At 48.0% G+C, this 19392-nt stretch carries 18 protein-coding genes; 8 read left to right on the top strand and 10 right to left on the bottom strand.

What is annotated here, in order from left to right:
• The first annotated feature begins 15 nt into the window (after positions 1–15).
• The 3 genes from FSB84_RS26455 (at position 16) to FSB84_RS26445 (ending at position 3683) form a co-directional block, all read left to right on the top strand.
• Complete coding sequence (locus FSB84_RS26455) at positions 16–1656, top strand: glycoside hydrolase family 28 protein (protein ID WP_130540843.1); 1641 nt, start codon at positions 16–18, stop codon at positions 1654–1656.
• A gap of 2 nt (positions 1657–1658) precedes the next feature.
• Positions 1659–2900, top strand: coding sequence for a glycoside hydrolase family 28 protein (locus tag FSB84_RS26450; RefSeq protein WP_130540842.1), 1242 nt, complete (start codon positions 1659–1661; stop codon positions 2898–2900).
• 123 nt (positions 2901–3023) lie between these two features.
• Positions 3024–3683 (top strand): protein-L-isoaspartate(D-aspartate) O-methyltransferase, encoded by a 660-nt coding sequence (locus FSB84_RS26445; RefSeq protein ID WP_130540841.1) that lies wholly within the window; start codon positions 3024–3026, stop codon positions 3681–3683.
• Positions 3684–3687: 4 nt separating this feature from the next.
• On the opposite strand, the gene FSB84_RS26440 is transcribed toward FSB84_RS26445, so the two are convergent.
• The gene (locus FSB84_RS26440; protein WP_130540840.1) at positions 3688–4578 is read right to left on the bottom strand and encodes a hypothetical protein; all 891 of its coding nucleotides are present in this window, start codon (positions 4576–4578) and stop codon (positions 3688–3690) included.
• A gap of 170 nt (positions 4579–4748) precedes the next feature.
• On the opposite strand from FSB84_RS26440, the gene FSB84_RS26435 reads away from it, so the two are divergent.
• Entirely contained in the window at positions 4749–6005 is a 1257-nt protein-coding gene (locus FSB84_RS26435) for an MFS transporter (RefSeq protein WP_225979896.1), read from the top strand.
• Between the two features lie 111 nt (positions 6006–6116).
• The gene (locus tag FSB84_RS26430; RefSeq protein WP_130540839.1) at positions 6117–6425 is read left to right on the top strand and encodes a hypothetical protein; all 309 of its coding nucleotides are present in this window, start codon (positions 6117–6119) and stop codon (positions 6423–6425) included.
• A gap of 12 nt (positions 6426–6437) precedes the next feature.
• Here the strand turns inward: FSB84_RS26430 and FSB84_RS26425 are convergent, their stop codons facing one another.
• Positions 6438–6953, bottom strand: a complete 516-nt coding sequence (locus FSB84_RS26425) for a nuclear transport factor 2 family protein (RefSeq protein ID WP_158644131.1) — start codon at positions 6951–6953, stop codon at positions 6438–6440.
• 107 nt (positions 6954–7060) lie between these two features.
• Between FSB84_RS26425 and FSB84_RS26420 the strand changes: the two genes are divergently transcribed.
• On the top strand, positions 7061–7564 hold the full coding sequence (locus FSB84_RS26420) for a GNAT family N-acetyltransferase (protein WP_130540837.1): 504 nt from the start codon (positions 7061–7063) through the stop codon (positions 7562–7564).
• On the opposite strand, the gene FSB84_RS26415 is transcribed toward FSB84_RS26420, so the two are convergent.
• The 7 genes from FSB84_RS26415 to FSB84_RS26385 form a co-directional block, all read right to left on the bottom strand.
• Positions 7565–8509, bottom strand: a complete 945-nt coding sequence (locus FSB84_RS26415) for a helix-turn-helix domain-containing protein (RefSeq protein ID WP_130540836.1) — start codon at positions 8507–8509, stop codon at positions 7565–7567.
• Complete coding sequence (locus tag FSB84_RS26410) at positions 8493–9515, bottom strand: NAD(P)/FAD-dependent oxidoreductase (protein ID WP_130540835.1); 1023 nt, start codon at positions 9513–9515, stop codon at positions 8493–8495. The genes FSB84_RS26415 and FSB84_RS26410 overlap by 17 nt, the downstream gene beginning before the upstream one ends.
• Positions 9516–9868: 353 nt before the next feature.
• Positions 9869–10378 carry a YeeE/YedE family protein gene (locus tag FSB84_RS26405; protein WP_130540834.1) on the bottom strand — a complete coding sequence of 170 codons (510 nt, stop codon included), beginning with the start codon at positions 10376–10378 and terminating at the stop codon, positions 9869–9871.
• 11 nt (positions 10379–10389) lie between these two features.
• Positions 10390–10953, bottom strand: coding sequence for a YeeE/YedE family protein (locus tag FSB84_RS26400; protein ID WP_242626704.1), 564 nt, complete (start codon positions 10951–10953; stop codon positions 10390–10392).
• Between the two features lie 16 nt (positions 10954–10969).
• Positions 10970–12379, bottom strand: a complete 1410-nt coding sequence (locus tag FSB84_RS26395; protein WP_130540832.1) for an MBL fold metallo-hydrolase — start codon at positions 12377–12379, stop codon at positions 10970–10972.
• 92 nt (positions 12380–12471) lie between these two features.
• Positions 12472–12861, bottom strand: a complete 390-nt coding sequence (locus tag FSB84_RS26390) for a class I SAM-dependent methyltransferase (RefSeq protein WP_225980122.1) — start codon at positions 12859–12861, stop codon at positions 12472–12474.
• A 3-nt stretch (positions 12862–12864) separates the two neighbouring features.
• On the bottom strand, positions 12865–13158 hold the full coding sequence (locus FSB84_RS26385) for a hypothetical protein (RefSeq protein ID WP_130540830.1): 294 nt from the start codon (positions 13156–13158) through the stop codon (positions 12865–12867).
• A gap of 346 nt (positions 13159–13504) precedes the next feature.
• On the opposite strand from FSB84_RS26385, the gene FSB84_RS26380 reads away from it, so the two are divergent.
• Both FSB84_RS26380 and FSB84_RS26375 read left to right on the top strand, forming a co-directional pair.
• The gene (locus FSB84_RS26380; protein ID WP_130540829.1) at positions 13505–15379 is read left to right on the top strand and encodes an ABC transporter ATP-binding protein; all 1875 of its coding nucleotides are present in this window, start codon (positions 13505–13507) and stop codon (positions 15377–15379) included.
• Positions 15380–15513: 134 nt separating this feature from the next.
• Positions 15514–15948: a DUF3276 family protein gene (locus FSB84_RS26375; protein WP_130540828.1), complete on the top strand. Its 435-nt coding sequence runs from the start codon at positions 15514–15516 to the stop codon at positions 15946–15948.
• A gap of 75 nt (positions 15949–16023) precedes the next feature.
• On the opposite strand, the gene FSB84_RS26370 is transcribed toward FSB84_RS26375, so the two are convergent.
• A complete protein-coding gene (locus FSB84_RS26370) occupies positions 16024–19368 on the bottom strand; it encodes a reprolysin-like metallopeptidase (protein ID WP_130540827.1) in 3345 nt (1114 codons plus the stop codon).
• Between the last annotated feature and the right edge of the window lie 24 nt (positions 19369–19392).

Here is a 19392-nt window from a genome sequence, read left to right as displayed (position 1 = left end):
TAATCTGAGAAGTTCATGAAGTTTTACAGCCGTATCGTAGTAACTGCAGGTTTAGTGGCAACTGTAGCCGGATCAGCCTTTGCGCAGCCGGGAAAATATTCCTGGAATAATTTGCCACAAATAGAATTGCCTTCCTTTAGAAATGACACTTTCCTGATCACAGACTTTGGTGCAAAGGCCGGTGGCGAAGCACTCAACACGGAAAGCATCAACAAGGCCATTGCTCATTGCAGTCAGCAGGGAGGAGGCGTGGTGCTGATCCCGCAGGGCGTGTGGCTCTCGGGGCCTGTGGTGCTGAAGAGCAATGTGAACCTGCATATCACACGCGCTGCCGTATTGCAGTTCACCGGCAACAAGAGCCAGTACAAACTGGTGGAGACAAATTTTGAAGGAAGAAAGACCGTGCGAAATCAACCACCCATCTCCGGTACTGATCTTACCAATATCGCCATCACAGGCGATGGCGTGATAGATGGAAATGGCGATGTATGGAGACCGGTGAAAAAAGATAAGATGACGAATGGCGACTGGCAGCGTTTGACCGAATCCGGTGGACTGCTCAGCAAGGATGGCAAAACCTGGTATCCTTCTGAGAGCTACAGGCTGGGTGAGGAGCGGATAGATGCGATTGGTCCGGTAGACCATGCGGCCATCAGGGATTTCCTGCGACCCAACCTGATGGTGCTCACCAACTGCAAAAAAGTGCTGCTGCAAAATACCAGTTTCCAGAATTCCCCCACCTGGTGCCTGCACACTCTGTATTGCGAGCACGTCACATTCGATGGCATCAAGGTGCGCAATCCATCCTATGCGCAGAATGGAGATGGCATCGATATCGAAAGTTGTTCTTATGTGCAGGTGAAGAACTGTACACTGGATTGCGGCGATGATGGCATCTGCATCAAATCCGGTAAGGACGAGGAAGGAAGAAGGGTAGGAAAGCCTTCCCGGTACATTGTTGTGCAGAATAACGTGGTGTACCGCGGGCATGGTGGTTTTGTGATCGGCAGTGAAATGTCCGGCGGTGCTTATGATATTTTTGTTTCCGATTGCAGTTTTATCGGAACGGATGTTGGTCTCCGTTTCAAAACAGCACGCGGCCGCGGCGGCATCGTGGAGAATATCCATATCCGGAATATCAGTATGCGTAATATCCAGCACGATGCCATCCTCTTCGATATGTACTATTTCACAAAAGCGCCCAGCCTTGCGCAGACAAATGGAAAAGTGGACATCCCTTCTGTAACTGAAGGTACTCCGCAGTTTCGTGGTTTCTTCATCAGTGATCTTATTTGCGAAGGTGCAGGGCGCGCCATGCTGATCAGGGGATTGCCGGAAATGAGCATCAGGGATATCAGCCTGAAAAATATTTTCGTCCGTTCGGCCAAAGGCGCCGATATCATCGAAGCAAAGAATATCTCTTTAAAGAATGTGTCCCTGCAATGCGCTTCCTCTGCGCCGTTGATCCATATCGAGAACAGTGGAGGGCTCAGTTTTGAAACCATTACAGGTAATCAGTTGACTGAAGCTTTCTTCAGTATCAACGGCAATCGTTCAGGTAATATCAGGGTGCAGAATACGAATTTATCCGTCGCGAAAAGTAAGGCCATTTTCAATTATGGCGCAAATGCTTCTATGTTAACTACCATCAATTGATAATGATGAAATCGATAATCTTTCTTTTGTGCTGCCTGGTATTTACGGGCAGCATTGCATTGGCGCAACATACAGCCCTGCCGCAGATCCCTGCAAATACCTTCCTGGTCACCAGTTTTGGTGCGGCTGGGGATGGAAAAACATTGAATACAGTTACTATCCAGCGCGCGCTGGATAGTGCGCGTATCCATGGGGGTAAGGTGATCATACCCAAAGGGATCTTTCTCTGCGGCCCGCTTCAAATGTATAGTCATACAGCATTGGAATTGCAGTCCGGCGCAATTCTCCGGCTGCGGAATGATATTGCCAACTATCCCATCGGAAATGAACGTTACCTGAATTTCATCAGTATCCTGGATGCTACGGATATTAAGATAAGCGGCCCGGGAACAATCGATGGACAGGGACAAAACTGGTGGACAAAATACACGGACAAAGAATTGCAGTATCGTCGTCCGCAATTGCTGTTCATAGAAAAATGTAAAAGGGTGGAACTGGAAGGCATCCTCACCCTTGATCCGCCCAATACCCATATCTCTTTACGGAATTGTACAGATGTTTATATTCATGATATCCGCATTCAGGCACCTGATGAATCCCGCAATACTGACGGGATCAATGTTTCAGCGCGTAACTGTACCATTGAAAATTGCGATATCCGTACAGGGGATGATAATATCGCCATCAATTTCGGCGACAGGAATAAAGGTGAATTACCGCAATGCAGCGATATCCTGATCCGGAATTGTTTTTTCGGTGTTGGACATGGTCTAAGTATCGGGAGTTTCACATCCGGCGGATTGAGGAACCTGAAAGTGGAGCATTGTGAATTTGACGGCACCACTTCAGGGCTTCGCATCAAATCCGCAAGAGGCAGAGGTGGAATAGTGGAAAATCTTCGCTATTCAGATCTAACCATTAAGAACTGCAAATGGCCCATCTTCTTCTCCTGTTATTATCCGAAAGAACCGCTGAAGCCGGAGCAGGACACCAGTTTTGCTGATGTACCCTTCATGCCTGTTTTCAGGAATATACGTTGCAGCAATATCCGGGTAGTGAATGCAGGAACAGGCATCAGGATCTGGGGATTGCCCGGTTCGCCCATTACTGATTGCTATTTTGAAAATGTGCAGATCAATGCAGATAAACCGGGAGAGATCAGTTATGCGAAAGGACTGCGTTTTATTTCATCCACCATCAAAATGAAACCAGAACTGTACCATGCTGAAGTATCAGGTCTCTGATAAGCCGCGTACAGTCGTATTCCTGGGGAAAAAGGGGGACAAACAGCCGGATAACCTATCCGGATTAGCCGTTAAACCAATGGTACAGTTTTTTTGTTTTCCATTGCATGGAAATATGAGGTCATGCAAAACGAAGACTCGCCCAAATGTCAGATGCAACGCCGGAAACTGGTGGAGGCCATTCAATCCAAAGGCATCAGGGATGCACGGGTGCTGACCGCCATCGGAAGAGTTCCGCGTCATCTTTTCATGCCTGAAAGCCTGCGCACCAAAGCGTATATGGACAATGCTTTCCCTATCGGTAACGAGCAAACGATATCACAACCTTATACTGTTGCCTATCAAACCTGGTTGTTGAAAGTGGAGCCCGGCATGAAAGTGCTGGAAGTGGGCACGGGAAGCGCCTATCAGGCTGCTGTGCTGGCGCAGATGGGGGCTGAAGTGTACACGATAGAAAGGCAAAAGAGATTCTATGACCGCAACAAGCATTTCACTTACCTGCAAAGATTCTCCAACCTGCATTTTTGTTATGGTGATGGTTACAACGGCTGGCCGGAAACGGCGCCTTTCGACAGGATCCTGATCACGGCGGCGCCGGAAAAAATCCCTGAAGTGCTGGTCAATCAACTGCTTCCCGGCGGTTTGCTGGTGGCTCCAGTTGGCCGCCCCGGCATGCAAAGGATGGTCAGGCTGACAAAAGGAACGGATGATACCATTACCGAAGAACAGTTCGACCATTTTGCATTTGTACCGATGTTACCAGGCATTCAGAACAAAGGGTAATTGCTTATTTCTTTGTTTCAGTGATCGATTCCTCCTGGCTGTTCCATGTGTAGGTCTTGTTTTTACGGGCAATTGTTCTCATGACGGGCTCACCGTTCTGGTCTGTTTTATCGGTTGCTTCTTCTTCTGTCATACTCCAGAAAAGCAGATCCGGTTTACCGTTTTTCTCAGCAGGGAAGATGAACTTTTCTTCATGATAGTAAGCGCCTGCATAGCCCACATTCATCTTGTCAGGGAAACGTACGAGGGTATTGTTCTTTGTGAATGCGAAATAATAATCGAGTGTGGGAATGCCGCAGGCAGCGCCGCTGAATGAGATCACCACTATGTTCTGCACGTTGGTGAGACCGAGTCCGCTCATCACTTTGCCGTCACAGAAATTGGCGCTTTCGTTGTCGTTTGTGATCAGTGAAGACCTGGTAATGATCTTCCCGTTCTGTACTACTTTCAATCTTACAAGGTAGCGGGGCATATTTTCTTTTCGGTTATCCGCGGTGTATGAACTGTCTGCCCTGCGCTCGATACCGAATACGAATTTCAGATCCCCGCGGCGAAGGGGAGTACAACTGATCAGTCCCTGCCAGATATAGCCATTCTTTTCTTCTCCATTTTTTACATATTTTATTTTCAACCAGGGCCCCTTGATTCCGCGAATGGTAAGTGCATTGGCTGATGCGCCGGTTACCAGGATATTATCGCCTGCAAAAAGTGTATCGATGGGAGATTGTTTTGTGTCCGGCGAAATACGGATGTAGGCAGTATCCGCAAAGATATAACGTTCAACAGTATCCGTATAATAGATACCCCAGGTTCGCATATCCGGGAAATTTTCGATGCTTTGCCCTTTGGCAATGATGGAGCTAACGGTAAGGAGGGTAAGGATCAGTGCTTTCATGGCCGTCAAATTAATACAAATCCTGAAAAAAATGGTGAGCGAAAGGATTGTAAATCATTGTTGTAACATTTCATTGTGTATTATTTTAATGATAATACCGCATAAGTTGTGTTATTAGGATAATAGCTTGTTTTGCAGGAATTTTGCTTTCTCATCTAAAAACAAGCAAAATGGAATACAGGACAAATAGCATGGAACCGAAGCGGCAGGCGGTTTCAATTGCGCAGGCGTCAACAGTTGAAACTGTCGGAGTTGTTTCGAAACGCGGATTGCCCGGCGCGCTCTGGGCGCTTACCATCAGTGCATTCGGTATCGGCACCACGGAGTTCGTGATCGTTGGGTTGTTGCCAACTGTTGCCACAGATCTGAGTATTTCGATCCCTTCTGCAGGACTGCTGGTGAGTTTGTATGCAGTTGGTGTGGCCATCGGAGCACCGGTCCTTACAGCGCTAACGGCAAAACTTCCACGAAAACTACTGCTTATCTCACTGATGGTATTGTTCATTGCCGGCAATGGACTGGCTTCGATTGCGCCGGGTTATTTTTCGCTGGTGCTGGCGAGGATCGTAACAGGATTTGCACACGGTGTATTTTTCTCCATCGGCGCTACCATTGCTGCGGCCATCGTGCCGGCTGAAAAGCGGGCATCGGCCATCGCGATCATGTTTGCCGGACTGACCATCGCAATAGTAACCGGCGTGCCGCTGGGAACATTTATCGGGCAGCATTTCGGATGGAGGGCTACTTTCCTGGGCGTTGCTTTGCTGGGTGTGATCGGGCTGGTGAGCAGCTGGCTGCTGGTGCCCAATAATCTGAAGAACGATAATAAGGCATCATTGAAAAGCCTGTTCAAGGTGATAGCCAATAAACATCTCTTACTCGCTTACCTGATGACGGCACTGGGATACGGCGGCACATTCGTGGCCTTCACATACCTCTCTCCAATATTGCAGGAGGTGAGTGGTTTCAGTGAATCAGCAGTGAGCCTGATCCTGTTATTATATGGTGTGGCTATTGCCATCGGAAATATAGTGGGTGGAAAAGCTGCCAATAAGAATCCTCTGAAAGCATTGTTGTGGATGTTCATATTGCAGGCGGCGATACTGGTATTGTTCACTTTTACGGTGCATCATACGGTATGGAGTTTGATCACGCTTTTCATACTGGGTGGATTATCATTTTCCAATGTGCCGGGCCTTCAGCTCTATGTAGTGCAGCTGGCAGAGAAGCATCTGCCGGGTACGGAGGATGTGGCCTCGGCATTCAATATCGCATCCTTCAACCTTGGAATTGCCCTGGGTGCATGGATAGGCGGAATGGTAGTGGTTTCACCGATGGGTATCGGGGCAACGCCCTGGGTAGGCGCCTTGTTTGTGGTGCTGGCGATTGTACTAACGTTTACCAGTATGCGGTTGTCCCGGAAATAGAAATCAGGAATTTTTCAAAAAGATAATATGGGTTGAGGCATGGAGGCTGACATGATGGTTGTGAAAGCCAGGCAGGAGTTGTAACTTACAGATAAACCCGGTCAGCCTGCCATGCAATTACCTTTGATAGCTCTGATATTGATCATTTCCCTGACTGTCATCAGCGCCTACAGATTGTTCCGGCAAAAGCGGGTGGAGAAAGCGCCTTCCAGTTTATGGATGAGTGGCCGCAAAGCCAGGTGGTTGCTTTATTCCGGCCTGATGTTGCTGGGTGTATCGATGGGCATCATCACAGGGATCACCATTGCCGCTGTTTTTGAACTGGCCGATATCCTTACCTGGCTGATCATTGTTTGTATACTTTTCTTCACCGGGATCTGCGCTTTCATTTGCCATCGTATCGAGAAAAAGGAAAAGTAAAATCCTTTACCATTACCGGTTGTTACCGGCAGCAGGCGCTTCTCCATGATCGAAACTCAGTACGATGCTCATTTTCCATACTCCCTGTTTTTTCAGCCACAATTGTGAGAATCTGGCAAGCCCAACCCTTTTTTCAGGCTGACCTTTTTCTGTGGTGAAGAAATAATGTTCTCCCGAAATAAGCGCTCCGTAGATAGTATCATTATTCCGCATGGGATACACTTTTACTGTGCCGGGAACGGCTTCCCTTCTGATCCTGAAACTACCGTTGCAGAGGTTGCGGGCAAAACCGTTTACCATGGTCTGGTAATCATAGGTGGGGCCGCCTTTATCGTGATAGAATTGAAGATCTTCTGTAAAATACTTGCGCATGCTGGTAGTGTCGCAGGTATTGTAGGATTGCCAGAATAAACTGTCGAGGTGCAGGATGGTTGCAGTCAGTTCTGCATCCGTGTTCTGGGCGAAGGAGGATTTGCTGCAGACAAAAATGGAAAAAGAGAAAACGATGCCGCTGATAAAATGTTTCATGATCTTAAAATTTAGCGGCTGAAAGTTGGAGGAATGAAGATAGATAATATCCATCAATCGGTCAAACCGTAGTAAATTGTGTGTCTCCATTCTTAATCTTCACATATATGATGATAATTGAAACCAGTCGTATGACCATCAGGGAGCTGACCAGCGATGATGCTGCCTTTGTTCTTGAGATAGTGAATTCTCCCGGCTGGCTGCAGTATATCGGCGACAGGGGCGTGAAAAACCTGGAAGGCGCAGCGCTGTATATCCAAAAGAACCGCAATAATTATCAGGTGCAGGGATTCGGTTTGTATGCATTGGAATTGAAGGACACGAAGGAAGTGGTGGGCATGTGCGGTTTATTGAAGCGGGATTATCTGCCTGCTCCCGATATCGGTTATGCGCTTTTGCCAGCATTCGGCGGACTTGGCTTTGCGCTGGAAGCGGGCAAGGGCGTGATGGAATTTGCACAGCATCAATTGGGCCTGGATACCGTCTTTGCCATCGTAACGCCGCAAAACAGCAGGTCCATCGGATTATTGGAAAAACTGGAATTTGTTTTCGAGAGGTCCATCATGGAAGGAGAGGAGTTGCTGGTGTACAGATGGAGTTCCCGGATGTAATCAATGAAAATGTCTTTTCCGGAATTCCTGTGGGCTTAGACCAGTATGTTTTTTGAAGAAGCGGCAGAAATAACTCTGGTCTGAAAAATTAAGCTCTGTTGCAATCTGTGTTACAGTATTCTCTGTTTGTATCAGGTGCGATTTCGCTTCCCTCACCAATTCTTCATAAATGAATTCACTGGCGGATTTGCCGGTGATCTCCTTCACTGTATCGTTGAGATAATGAGGCGTAACATAGAGCAGGGCTGCATAATCGGCCACCTGTCTTTTCTGCAGGTAATGCTGCGCCACCAGTTTACGGAACTGCGCTACCATCTGTTGCCTTTTGGGAACATTATTGTCTCCGGCGGCCTGTTTGTGCTGGTACAATCGCTCGATCTCGATGAGCAGGATATTGAGATACATCCTTACCAGCAGATCGTCATTGTGGTTTTTCTTTTTACAATATTCGAAATGCATTTTCTCGAACAGCGATAATATGCTTCCTACTTCAGTTTCAGTGATCTTCATGAAGGGATCCCTGTCTGGTTGAAAAAAAGGGTAATGGTTCAGCTTCACCTGGTTTCTAAGACAGAGCAGGAAGTAATCGGCATCGAAGATGCAATGGTATCCTTTCACGTCATTACTCCAGTGTTCGATGGTATGCAGTTGGTTTTCCGGGATGAAGTAAAGTGTGTTGGCTCCAAACTCGTAATTCCTGTAGCCGATGGTTTCGCGGATGGAGCCACGGGTCACCAGCACCAGGGTATAAAAATTTCTCCTGGTGGTGGTGAATGATTTGTCCTTGTGAAGCATTTTGAGCTTCTCCAGTGGAACGGCTTCAAAGAAATTATGCGTTCTGCTGTTATTGCTCAATTCGCAACCTGATTGCCCGGGTACAGACAAATATTGTTGCTGGAAATCCGTTGGATTCCGGATCAATTTCGGTTTACTGCGCGTGCTCATAATCTTCCATTGTCAAACTATTGTTACAGGCCATGCCTGCTTTGGCGCCACCTGCTGCTGCAATGATCACCTGGTGGGCGGAGGCGTGGGCCAGATCACCTGCTGCATACACTCCGGGCACGGTGGTACTGAACATGTCATCCACCTGTACAGCGCCTTCTTCACTGAGCTTGCAGCCGAGTTGTACGGCCAGCTCATTGTGGAATTTGTATTTGTCGCCCTTCGAATAAATTCCTGTAACAAGATATGAGCTGCCGTCTTTCAATCTGACCTGTACGCCATCCGCAACATCTGCCAGTTCATCTACCTCCGTTTCAGTGATGCGGATGTTCTGTTTGTTTGTCCATTTCAGGAATTGTTCGGAGAATTCCATTCTTCCATTGGTGAAAATATGGATGCTTTTATTGAGGTTGAAAACCATTGGCGTAATATGCTCTGCATTCTTTCCGTTCATGAGAATACCTACGGGTTGGTCCTTCAGTTCATAGCCGTGGCAGTAGGGGCAATGAACGATCTTCGTTCCCCATAATTCACGGAATCCTTTGATGGCGGGCAGTACATCTGTAAGACCGGTAGCCAGAATAAGTCTTCTTACTGTGAATGTTTCGTTTGAATCTGTAGTGAGAGTGATCAGGTTATTATTGAGATTGGCGCTGATCACTTTTCCTGTTTTGAATGTAACTGTAGTGTAAGGTTTCAGCTGGGCTTTTGCGATATCGAGCAGTTCAAGCGGCGGCGTTCCGTCTCGGGTGAAAATATTGTGTGCATGTGGTGCGGGTTTGTTGCGCGGACTGCCGCCATCTATAACGATCGTTTTCCTGATACTGCGTCCGAGGGCCATGGCAGCAGAAAGGCCGGCCGATGCTCCACCGATGATAGCTACTTCAAAATCCATTGGCTTATAATTTTTTTGTGTTGATTCCTGTTGCGAAAACAGGGCCTTCCTTCCGGTGATGGTTGCCATAAGCGCTAAGACCGATCTGTTGATGAATGCTTTCCTGTGCATATTCGGTATTTTTTCGTTTAGGGACAAATCACAGGGATGAAATGGCGGGTTTTTAACGAAAACCCTGATTTCCCTTTGCTACAGGCAAAATTAGCTAATGAGGGTTTGGGAAAATTGCACTATTCGTGCCTGTTTAGGTACAAATCGCCGGCAGATTAGAAATGAACAACTGGAAAAATGGAAATTGAACGGAAAGAAATTTTGGAGGTGGGATAGGGGGATCTTAATAGTTGGTTGTCTGTTTCCCTGTAGTACAAGAATATCTGTAGTTAGAATTCGGTTGAGCAACATGGTTAGACCAGCATTAGTACCTCAATGCTGGTCTGCCATGTTCACTATTGTTAATGTTATTATCAATGGGGAAGCCGTTCGCGGAAATAACCATATACCCAGGTGCCGGCAATGGCGCTCAATACTACCAAAGTTACTGCGAGCGCACCGGTTCCGATCTGTGCGAATAATGGACCAGGACAAGCTCCTGTGAGGGCCCAGCCCAATCCGAAGAGGAGCCCGCCATATACCTGACCTTTACTGAATTTCTTTTTAGTGAAAGTGATGGGCTCACCATGAATGGTCTTAATGCCTGATCTTTTGATCAGCCAGACAGAAATGATGCCCACAACCACGGCTGTTCCTATCACGCCGTACATGTGAAAACTTTGCAGCCTGAACATTTCCTGGATCCTGTACCAGCTGATGATCTCCGCTTTCACAAAAACGATCCCGAAGATCATTCCCACTGCCAGGTATTTCAGGTTATGCCACCAGGGTTGTTGTTGCTGCGATTCATTGCCGTTGCTGTTTTCAAAAGCGGGCACTTCAAAATCAGTTTCCTTACCGTTAATTTTTTCGATGATTTGCATGATCAGGTGGTTTAGAGTCGGAGAATAAAGGGAAGCAGGAGATTAGCCATGATGAAACCTCCGATCATGAACATCACGGTGGCTACCAGTGAAGGCCATTGCAGGTTGCTCAGTCCCATGATGGAGTGTCCGGAAGTGCAGCCGCCTGCATAACGTGTGCCGAAGCCAACGAGGAATCCGCCTGCCACCATGATGATGAAACCACGCAGGGTGAAAAGGCTTTCGAACGAAAATAATTCTCCGGGTACAAGACTGCTATGATCTGTGAGCTGATAGGAAGCGAGTTCTTCCGCCAGTGCGGGATTGATATTCACAGGTGCAGGATTCGACAGCCATTGCGTGGCAATGAAGCCGCCGAGTATGATACCCGCTACAAAAAAAAGATTCCATATTTCCTTTTTCCAGTTGTAGCGGAAGAATTTGATATTGGCCGGAAAGCATGCTGCGCAGATATGCCGCAGGTTGGCTGATATGCCGAAATGTTTGTTGCCCAGCAGCAAGAGTGCGGCAACAATCAATCCGATCAATGCACCTGTTATATACCAGGGCCAGGGTGCTTTTATAGCTTCTAACATCAGGGTGTTTTTTGTTTTATTGATTTCCTTTTTCCACAGCGCCGCCTTGTTGGACCCACTCATTCATGCTGCCGGAAAAGTTAATGATATTGTTGAATCCGTTTGCCGCCAGCAATGAATATCCGATGGTGGACCTGTCTCCGCTCTGACAATGAACTACTACGGTTGTATCCTTTTTTATTTTCTGCAGTTGTTGAGGCAATGTGCCCACGAATACATTTTCTGCACCGGGGATATGACCTGTCTGATATTCGGTAGCGCCACGCAGGTCAACCAGTTGGACGGGGCCTTGCGCCTGCAATGCCAGCAATCCTTTGTAATCTGTCAATTGTGCTTCTGTTAATTGTCCTCCGTTATTTGTATAAGTTTCCACAGATGGAATGTATCCAAAAATATTGTCGAGCCCAATGCGCATGAGCTTCCGGGTTAGATCGTCCAGTTGACCGGGTTCGGCCAGCAGAATGAATGGTTCTTCATAATTCAGGAGCCAGCCTGCCCAGGTGGAGAAGGAGTTGTTGCCCTGGATATTGATACTGCCGGGAATGAAGCCTTTGGCGAATATTGATTTGTGACGGGTGTCGATGATGCGATAGCCTTTGTCCATTGCCTGTTTCAGCGCGGTGGCATCCAGTTGCGGGATGACTGGCACGGAAGTGAGCAGCGGACGGGGAACCCGGTTCAGCTTTTTCATCATGGCGAAATACTTCGGAGGTTCGGGTTGTCCTTCCAGGAGGTTTGCGACGAATCCTGCTTCGTCATTATTGAAGCGGAAAGCCCAGTTCCTTCTTTTCTCATATCCTGCGGTGGTAACAGGCACAGCGCCCAAAGCCTTGCCGCAGGCGGATCCTGCGCCATGTCCTGGCCATACCTGTACATAATCGGGAATATCGGTGAATTGTTTCAATGAATGAAACAGTTGATGAGCGCCAGCTTCCTGGGTGCCTTTGAGACCGGCTGCTTTCTCCAGCAGGTCCGGGCGGCCGATATCGCCTACAAAAACAAAATCGCCGGTGAAAAGCATTACGGGATCTTCACTACCGGGAAGATCGGTGAGCAGCAGGCTGATACTTTCAGGTGTATGGCCTGGTGTGTGCAGCACATCAAATTGCAGGTTGCCCAGTTTGATGCTGTTGCCGTGATGAAGAGAATGATGTTCAAATTCGTATTGCCAATCCGGTCCGCCTTCTCCTGACAGGTACATGGTTGCGCCGGTGAGCGCGGCCAGTTCGCGGCTGCCGGAGAGGAAGTCGGCATGGATATGCGTTTCATAGATCTGAGTGATGGCCATGTTCTGCTCCTGCGCGATCTTAATATATGTGTCCACATCGCGCTTGGGATCTATCACTGCTGCAACGCCTGCCTGTTGGCATCCGATGAAATAACTGGCTTGTGCCAGGCTTTTATCATAAACATGCTGAAAATACATAGCCGTAATTTTTTAGTTGCACAAAGTTGCCTTTTGCCATTGTCATTTTTGGTGATAACGGTCACACAACTAAATTACGGATTTTCAGAACCTTATCTTTTTTTCAGTTCCGGGAAGAAGTCGAGGCAGTTGCCTGCATGTGAATCAAGGAAAAAATCGGTGTGATGGATGGAGCTGGTAATATCCGGAGCCTGTTTGGCGATCAGCAGCCGGTAACAATTATTGAGCAGGCTGTAAAAGCCGCGCAGCATGAAAGCAGGAAGCAGGCATTGCAGGTTCAGTACATTGTACTCACGTATATGGAAGGGATTGCGTGGGAGCGACATTCGCCTGTTGGGTGTTGTGAGACAGATGACGCCTCCGTTTTTCAATACTCTTTTCATTTCTCTCATCAGCGCATGATCATAACTGATATGTTCGATCACCTGGAAACAAATGATGGTATCGAAACTTTCATCGCTGAAAGTGGAGAGAGCAGGCAGTATTCATCTTCTGAAATCCAGGTTGCCGCCTAAATTGATCTGCGCTGGTTTCTTCTTGTCTGCCGCCATCCGGCAGGTGGCATTCCGGCAAAGCATCTCCATGCCGTAACCTTCGCCGCATTCCAGTTCCAATACCAATTTGTTGTGGATGGCCGATGGAGGAACGGCTTTATAAGCAAAAACATGACGCTGATACACATATTTGTCCGGGAAGCCATGGCCGCCAGCCCGCTCCGCTTCTGCGCCTGGTATGCCTTCTTGATCTTTCAGAGCAGGTGGTTGAAATGGTTTTACCATAATGATACACGCTTGCCTGAGAAAACCCTTACGCGCAATAGATATTTTTTTTGAAAAATTTGTTTACAGGTCCCGGGCTATGCTCAACTGTTTGCGCATTTTGAAACGCCCAAAAACAGGATAGGATCAACAAAATTTGCGTGCGAAGCATACAATTGGTTTTGATCCTGCAAATGCTATCGGCATCCCAATTGTATGCGACAGATTCCGATGAGCTGCAATATGCCCCGCCGGAATGCCTGTTTTTCCCTTCTGACATAATAAATTATTAAATACAGCGAAGAGGCTTCCGTCACCGGCGGCGATATTCTTTCATATCCTTTACCTTTGCGTAAAATTTCCCCGATTGAAGCATTTAAAGGCGATCAACAAGTATTTCTGGAAATATCGGTGGCGATTCCTCTTCGGTATTCTGTTCATCGTGCTTTCCAACTATTTCAAAATACTTTCTCCGCAACTGACGGGCTTTGTGATTGATGAAGTGCAACTGGAACTGATCCAGAAAAATTCACCAGGTCACTATTCCGAAAGGATAGGTGAGGTAACGAAAAAGCAATCCAATTATGATATTGGCGTAAAGGAGCTGATCCATCAGTTCACCAGCGCCGAACTGGGCTTCGGACAGAAGATCGTGTGGACGGGCATCGTATTGTTATCACTGGCTATACTCAGTGGATTTTTCCTGTTTTTGATGCGGCAGACCATCATCGTGATGAGCAGGCATATTGAATTCGATCAGAAGAACGAAGTGTTTGGTCATTACCTGAAACTCGATTCCAATTTTTACAAGACACATAGCACAGGCGACCTGATGAACCGGATTGCGGAAGACGTGAGCCGCGTGCGTATGTATACTGGCCCGGCATTGATGTATTTCATCAACCTGGCGGTGACCATTGGTTTCAGTGTATATTTCATGCTTGCCACCAACGCGATGCTTACCTTGTATGTGCTGGCCCCGCTGCCATTGCTGGCCATCACCATCTACTTCGTTAACAATATCATCAACAGGAAAAGTGAACGGATCCAGGGGCTGCTTTCCGACCTCACCACCAATGCGCAGGAATCCTATTCCGGCATTCGCGTGATCAAATCCTTTGTGCAGGAAAAAGCGATGTTCTCTTTCTTCAATAAGAATGCAGAGGCCTATAAGGAAAATGCGATCGGACTGGCAAAAGTGGAAGCCATCTATTTCCCCAGCATGGCGCTGCTGATCGGATTGAGCACCCTGCTCACCATCATGATCGGTGGCATTTATGCTATCCGCGGGGATCAATCCATTACAATTGGCACCATTGCAGAGTTTGTGATGTATGTGAACATGCTCACATTCCCTGTGAGCGCTATTGGCTGGACGGCCAGTATGATCCAGCGCGCAGCGGCATCACAGAAACGCCTCAACGAATTCCTGGACACTGTCCCTGCCATCGAAGAGCCTGTTGCCGCTATCGAACCATCACTGGATGGCGTGATCGATTTCAACAATGTAGATTTCGTTTATCCCAATACCGGCATACATGCATTGAAATCATTCGACCTGCATGTGAAGCGCGGTGAGAAGATCGCCATCATCGGACATACCGGGTCTGGTAAAACTACGATAGCGCAATTACTGCTGCGCATGTACGATCCCAGCAGTGGAAATATAGAAATCGATAAAACAGATCTCCGGAAGATGGACCTGCAGGGCCTCCGCAAACAGATCAGCTATGTACCGCAGGATGTTTTCCTGTTCAGCGATAGCATCACAAGCAATATCAGCTTTGGGCTGGATGGAGCGCCGGATATGAGCAAAGTGCAGCTCGCTGCCCGCCATGCGAGCGTGGAAAAGGAGATCGCAGGCTTTCATGATCAATATAATACGATGATCGGTGAACGCGGTGTTACACTCAGTGGCGGACAAAAGCAAAGGATCTCCATTGCACGCGCGTTGATCAAGGACCCGCATATCGTTGTTTTCGATGATTGCCTCAGCGCAGTTGACGCCAGAACAGAAAAGGAGATTCTCGGTAACCTGAACCGTTACCTTAAAGACAAGACTGCTATCATCATTACGCATCGTATTTTTACACTATTTGACTTTGATCAGATCATCGTAATGGAAGAAGGGAAAATGGTGGAGAAAGGAACGCACAATGAGTTACTGGCCCAAAACGGGTATTACTCATATTTGTATGAACAACAACTGTTGGAACGATCTGATACTCCTGAAGACAATTAAGTAGTTAACTTACTATTCTCCGGTTAAATAAAACCACGTAAATTCCGGCCGGAAATTTTGCCGGTTCAAAAACAATATTATATTTGTGCCTACTTTTTTGTAAAACTGCCAATTATTAAACTGCAAAAATTAAAATGACTGTGGCGTACGAAAACAACGACAAACGAATGGAAAGCGTTTACAGTAAGCGCATCAGAGCTGGGAAAAGAAGAACATACTTCTTCGATGTGAGAGCTACCCGCGGCAATGACTATTACATTACCATCACGGAGAGCCGTAAGAAATTCAACGAAAACGGTTACGACAGGCATAAGATCTTCCTCTACAAAGAAGATTTTAATAAGTTCCTGAAAGCGCTGACCGAAGCTGTTGACTATGTAAAGACTGATCTGATGCCTAACTTTGATTTCGATGCTTACAACCACGACCAGGACAATGAGCAGGGAATAGAAGGTGAAGTGGCAGAAGAACAAGTGGACACTGCAGAAGAAGTGGTAGTGGTAGCCAGTGCAGCAGCTCCTTCACACAGCGCATCAGCCGATGCAGGTGAAGAAGTAGACAAATGGTAATCCCTCTTTAGTCTTAATTCTTTTTATCATAAAGCCTCCGGTACCAGATACCGGAGGCTTTTTACATTTCTACTTTTATTGTTTTACGAACCTGGATACAATGGTGCCGGCATCACGACGGATGGTAACAAAGTACAACCCTTTCGCCAGGTGCTGCAGGTTGAAAAGGAAGGTGTTCGCGCCTGGTTTTGCCAATACTGCAGACTGTGTGATTACAACTCCTTTGCTATCGGTGATCACTATCCGCAATTCTTCCCTGTTGCCTGTAATATATTCCAAATGAAGCGGCTGGTCCTTTAGGGGATTGGGGCGAAGCCGTATTATGGTATTGTTATCTATACGTCCGGCTTTGGCAATGCTGCTCATCACTACCTGCGCGTCGAAGTTTACCTGGCGTATCCTGTAATAATTATCGCCGCTTGCGGGTGAATTATCGGTATAGGTATAGTCGGTTTGCGAGTTACTGTTCCCTTTGGCATTTACCTGTCCGGGCAGTTTCTGGAAATTGCTGCCATCGGTAGAACGGTAGATCTCAAAATGACTGACGCCATTTTCAGTAAGCGTGCTCCATCTCAGCAAAACAGAATTGTCTCTCAGAATAGCGTTGAGCGGAAGCAATGGCGGAGGGCCATCGCCTTTCACAATCACCTGCACTGCATTGGCGCTGAGGCTTGCGCAGAGCGTGCCGGGATTGGTCAGCACTGCCTGTTTAAAGGCATCGAAGCTGCCTCCCTGGTAGGTGTTGAATGTTGTAATGCTGGTGCCGTACGAAAGTCCATATACCGAATAGGCGCCGGGCGGATAATTGTTGGCGTTAGACAGATTGGCGCCGGCATCGAAGGCTTTTATCAATCCGGTTGTATTGTTCACGATCACATAAGTGTAATTGAATCCTGCGCCGGGTGAAGGATAATTGGTATACAGGTTGCCTCCCACATTGTTGGTGGATGTGATGGTGTAATTGAGTGGCAATGCCGGATAATTATTGTTGAAAGTGCCTACTGTAAGTTCATAGTAGATGCCGGGCGATAAGCTCTGCGTGAAGCTGGTTCCAACCCCAACACCATTCCCGGTCCTGGTACCGTTCGAGTTCAGGAAATTGGCGCAGGGACTTGTGGGATTGTAATTGTTCTGATACAGGTTCATCACTGCCGGATAAGTGGCGGATGGAATAATGAAACTGTAATTTCCAGCCCTGTTCACCATGAAGCGGTAGCGTTTGTGCTGGTACACATTGCCGGAAGTCTGGCAGTTGCCTGCTCCCACATTGTTAAAAGCAATAGCAGTTTTCGGATCAGCGTTGGTGAGTTGTCCTGTGAAATTATTGATAATGCTGCCATATGCAGGGCTGAGACTAAGGTCCAGCGATGGATCACCGGCACCGGCAGTTACATTATCGTCAGGAGTGACCATTGCGCCTGATGCGGAACAGCCGGTGGAGATGGTGATATTGCCTTGGCAGACATCGAAAAAAATATTGCCGGCTGCCTGTACCCTGATCCTTCCTGCACTGGTGGCAAGGCTTGGAATGATGATCTGAGCACCACCGCTATTGGGAATATTCGATGCTAACGTATAGGGATAAGTGTAACCGCCATCAACAGAGAACAGGATGTTTACGGAAGCGCAATTCACCGGTGCTTCGCTGCTGCTGCCGGGATTCCAGGAAATGGTAGCTGTGTTGGTCCCATTGGCCGTCCAGGAAGTGGCGTTGTTCTGTGAAGTTACCCGGAAAGGTGTAGCGCCGGCCGTGGTAACGGTCACATTGGCTTCAGCTGTACAACCACCGCCGGGTGCGCCGTCTCTCACCGTTACCCTGAATTTCATGGAGCGGGCCACGGTGGGCAGCACTTCATAATCAGGCATGGTGCTGGAGAGAACAGCGGATATCAAGGGGAACACACGACCGGGATTTTCATTGGGTGGATAAGATCTGAACAGTGGCCCGGAATTGGCGCTGGAACTGGGTTTGTCATTGGTCAGCGGGCCCGCGTCCATCTGTTCCCAGCTATAAAGCAGGTTGCCTCCGGCATCTGTTGCATTTGCTTTAAGTTCGAAAGGAGTGCCGGGTGGTATGATATAACTGTTATTATCAACCGAAACTACAGGAGGTGTATTGCCGGTGCTTGTAATACTGGCGCAGGTGCCTGAACTCAAGGCAAAGCTGGTGATCTGTTCAATGCTTCCGCCATGGAAATAGAGATCGGTATTGTTCTGGTAGCTGTTGCCGGTACAACTTCCTGCGTATGCCATGATGGTGGATCCGCCGCCAGGTTCCCAGGCAGTGCTTTCCGTTGCATTGCTTCCGCATTGACCATTGCTGGCAGAGAAAGAGTGCGTGGCGCTGAACTGATGGGCTATTTCATGCGCAACCGTTCCGATGAATACCGGTCCCTGAGGGCCCGGAACAGGATTGGAGCCGGTGCCGAAATTGAGCCCTGCGGCGTTACTGCCTTTGCTGGAAATCAGACAGGTGCTGTTCAATCTTGCCAGACCACCGTCCCAGCCCTTGTTGAACACCATGCCCAGATCGAAGTTGCTGCTGCCGATATTGCTGGTGAGGGTTGCATGATTCATGCTGAGCGTATTCAGGTCCGGGAAGTTCACTGTGGGAAAGGGATCGATGGCAGGATCGGGATAGATCACATTCGTATTGTTCACCAGTACGAACCGGATAGTAGCATCGCGTTCGTAAATGGCGCTTACTGCATTGATAGTGCTGGTGATGCTGGCCACTGCATTGCTGACGCTGCCTGCCCATTGCGTGAACTCGCCTGTAGCGGACACGGCTACACGATAAGTGCGCAGCTGGCAATCGCTGCCAAGCGGGGCAGGTGACCCGGGCAGTTCGTGGGTAGCTACCCTTGAGATTTCTTCTTCTGCAGCGCAACGAAGAGTTAGCGGCAGCTCGATATCTTTTACATAGTACACCACATGTGCATCGGCCCCGAATTCAGGAGCCTGTGAAATATAAGCGGCGCCGCTATCTGTAAAAACCAATCCGTTTACACCATCGGGCGTGATGGTGATCCTGCCGGTGAATCTTTTTGACTGTTCATCGCGGAGCCTGTAAGTTTTGATAGAAGGATAGAGCGTTTGCATGTCGGGCGACAATACAGGTGATTCCGTAATGATGTCCGGATGCAGTCCGCCTTCCGGAAGTGGTATCCCGAAAGGCACAGCAGTTACAGGAAAAGGCGCCTGTGCATTTTCCATGGGCGCCAGTTGCTGTAACTGCTTTGCTATTGTTGTATTGAGTTTTACCAAACGGTGTTTGCCCGGCCAGGGCGATGCGGATAAACGGCGTTGGGCCAATCCCTGGTCTGCTGGACTCAGATCGTTCCAAAGGCGCTCCTGTGCTACACTGTACAGTGAAAGGATTACACTGAACAGTAACAGGAGTGAGGGTTTGTTTTTCATATGATGGGGTCATGGTTTCCGGGG

Origin of the sequence: Pseudobacter ginsenosidimutans (assembly GCF_007970185.1) — a bacterium.
In the GTDB taxonomy this organism is placed as follows: domain Bacteria; phylum Bacteroidota; class Bacteroidia; order Chitinophagales; family Chitinophagaceae; genus Pseudobacter; species Pseudobacter ginsenosidimutans.
The sequence above is the reverse complement of the archived record's forward strand: the minus strand, read 5'-3'. Positions and strand labels throughout refer to the sequence as shown.